3 protein-coding genes are annotated in these 2919 nt (G+C 64.8%); all 3 read right to left on the bottom strand.

The annotated features are described in order from the left end of the window. The coding region (locus QZ213_RS26810; protein ID WP_291689069.1) for a heme lyase CcmF/NrfE family subunit at positions 1-929 on the bottom strand (929 nt) is incomplete at its 3' end. A 16-nt stretch (positions 930-945) separates the two neighbouring features. Then, positions 946-1407 carry a cytochrome c maturation protein CcmE gene (gene ccmE / locus QZ213_RS26805; RefSeq protein ID WP_291689068.1) on the bottom strand — a complete coding sequence of 154 codons (462 nt, stop codon included), beginning with the start codon at positions 1405-1407 and terminating at the stop codon, positions 946-948. After that, the gene (gene ccmI, locus QZ213_RS26800) at positions 1404-2834 is read right to left on the bottom strand and encodes a c-type cytochrome biogenesis protein CcmI (RefSeq protein WP_291689067.1); all 1431 of its coding nucleotides are present in this window, start codon (positions 2832-2834) and stop codon (positions 1404-1406) included. The genes ccmE and ccmI overlap by 4 nt, the downstream gene beginning before the upstream one ends. Between the last annotated feature and the right edge of the window lie 85 nt (positions 2835-2919).

The following is a 2919-nucleotide window of genomic DNA, read 5'->3' as shown; positions in this document are numbered from 1 at the left end:
CGCGCCGGATCGTTGGAGAAGGTGTGAACCGACGTCAACACCCCCGAGCGCACCAGGAACGTGCCGATCAGCGACAGCGAGAAGGTGAGGATCGCCAGCAGGATGGTCCACACCTTGAGCGAATTTCGCTTTTCCATCACCACGGCCGAGTGCAACAGCGCGGTGCCGGCGATCCAGGGCATCAGCGAGGCGTTTTCGACCGGATCCCAGAACCACCAACCGCCCCAGCCGAGTTCGTAATAGGCCCAATAGGAGCCCATCGCGATGCCGAGCGTCAGGCACATCCAGGCGAGCAGCGTCCACGGCCGTACCCAGCGCGCCCACGCCGCGTCGATACGGCCTTCGATCAGGGCCGCGACGGCGAACGAGAACGCAATGGAGAACCCGACATAGCCGAGATAGAGCATCGGCGGATGCACCGCGAGACCGAAATCCTGCAGGATCGGGTTGAGATCGCGGCCCTCGACCGGCACCTCGGCCAAACGCCGGAACGGATTCGAGGTGAAGAGGATGAACAGGTAGAAAGCGGACGCGATCCAGGACTGCACCGCGAGCACGTTGGCCTTGAGCGTGGACGGCAGATTGGTTCCGAACCACGCGACCAGCGCGCCGAACAACGCCAGGATCAACACCCACAGCAGCATCGAGCCTTCATGGTTGCCCCAGACGCTGGTGAACTTGTAGATCAGCGGCATCTGCGAATGCGAATTCTCGAACACGTTGGCGACCGAGAAGTCCGACGTCACGTAACAATAAGTTAGCGCGCCAAACGCGATGGCCACGAAGGCGAATTGCGCCAGCGCGGTCGAGTCGGCGAGCTTCATCAGCGCCACATCGCCCTTGCGCGCGCCCACCACCGGCGACCACGACTGGATCAGCGCCAGCGCAAGCGCCAGTACGAGTGCGTAGTGACCGAATTCTGCGATCATGTCGGCGACTCCCGGTTCATCTCGCGCTTTGCTTGACTGGCGCCGCGGTCTCTTGCCAGTGCCCCTGTTTCTTCAGGGTATCGACAATCTCGCGCGGCATGTAATTCTCGTCGTGCTTGGCGAGCACGGTATCGGCCGCGAACGTGCCGCCCGGCTCGACATGGCCCTCGGCGACGACGCCCTGCCCTTCGCGGAACAAGTCCGGCACGATGCCCCGGTAGCTGACCGGGATATCCTTGTTGCCGTCGGTCACCTCAAAGCGGATCTGCAGATTGTCGCCGCGCTCCAGGCTGCCCATCTTCACCATGCCGCCCAGGCGAACGCGCTTGCCGGGCGCCGCCTTGTTGTCGGCGATATCGGTCGGCGAATTGAAGAAGACGATCGAGTCGCGCAGTGAGCTGAGCACCAGCCCAACCGCGATGGCGAGCACGCCGAGGCTTGAGCCGATCAAAATAAGGCGCCGCTGTTTCCGTGTCATGAGCCTTCCAGTCCGAGCTCTTTCGTCAGTTCGCCGATGCGGCGCAGATTGTCGGTGTTGCCGGCAAGCGCGGTACGGGCGCTTGCAGCCGCGGTCAGCGCCTTGTCGCGCTCGCCAAGCACCGTATAAGCCTTAATCAGGCGAAGCCAACCATCAACGTCGGAGCCGTTTTCGGCCATGCGCTGCGCCAGGCGCGCGACCATGCTTTCGATCATGTTGTTACGCTCGCCCGGCGCCATCTGCGCGGCGGCGGCGACCTGGTTCGCGTCCGGCCCCGGGGGAGGACCGGCTGCGCCGGGACCGGAACCAGCGGCAGCGGCCTCGGTTTCGAGCCCCTGAAGCCCCTGGTCGAGCCGCTGCAGGGCTTCCCGATCGCTGGCAAGCGCAGCATGCGCCTCGGCGACGGCCGCTTTGGCCTTTTCGGTCCTTCCGAGCACCCGATAGGAACGCACGAGCTGGATCCAGCCGGGGACGTCGGATCCATCCTTCTTCAGACGTTCGGCCAGACGCGCGACCATCGCCTCGATGGCGTCGCCATTATGTTCGGGTGGCGCGGCCGCCGCGGCCGACGGGGGCGAAGCAACGAACGTCGGCTCCTTCTCGTCGACCCGCGCCAGCGCGCTCTTGACCATCGGGAGCCATTCAGCGCCTTCACGGGCGCTGGCGACCAGCGCGGTCCATCGCTTCACCGCCTCGTCGCGGCGGCCTTCCTGCTTGGCGTTGAGCCCGAGATAATATTGCGCCATCACATCTTCGGGATCGGCGGCGTTGGCCCGCTCGAACAGTCCCTTGGCCTCCGGGGTCACCACGCCGTTGGAAGCCACAACGATGGCTTCGCCGAGATCCCCTAAACGCGCGGCGTCCGGGCCGAATATCTCCAGCGCATTGCGCCGCGCCCTGACCGCGTCATCGAAGCGTCCAAGACGAAGATACACCGGCGCCAGCAACTCCCAGCCGCGTCCGTTCTTTGGATTGGCCTCAAGATATTTCTCCACCTCGGCGACGGTCTGCTCGATGCCCTCCGGAAGCGGCTGTCCGCGGGCCTCCGCATTCATCGAAACGGGAACCAGATTCGGCGATCCCAGCGAGAGATAAACAAGGCCCGCGCCGAGCGGCAGCACAATGATCGCGGCGGCGAGCGTCGCCCAGCGGGTGCGGCGGGCGGGAACCGGCGCAGCGACGGCATCTGCGGCCTTGGCGACCTCTGCGGCCGCGATCAGGCGCCGCGATACCTCGACCCGCGCAGCTTCGGCTTCCACTCCGCCGATCAGGCTGGCGGCCTCGTCGCGGTCGATCTCGTCGAGCTGGTCGCGATAGACAGCGACATCGCTTCCCGAACGGAGGGACCTCTGACGGCGTGCGAGCGGCCACCAAACGGCGGCTACAGCCGCAAGCGTCATCAATGCGAGGATCGTCCAGAAGATCATCTAGTCACTTTATCCAGTGCTGCCCAAACAGGCTTGTTTGCCAACGCGACGTCCTGATACCAAGCGGGTACAACCCGACTTTGAC

Origin of the sequence: Bradyrhizobium sp., assembly GCF_017881085.1 — a bacterium.
Taxonomy (GTDB): Bacteria; Pseudomonadota; Alphaproteobacteria; order Rhizobiales; family Xanthobacteraceae; genus Bradyrhizobium.
The sequence above is the reverse complement of the archived record's forward strand: the minus strand, read 5'-3'. Positions and strand labels throughout refer to the sequence as shown.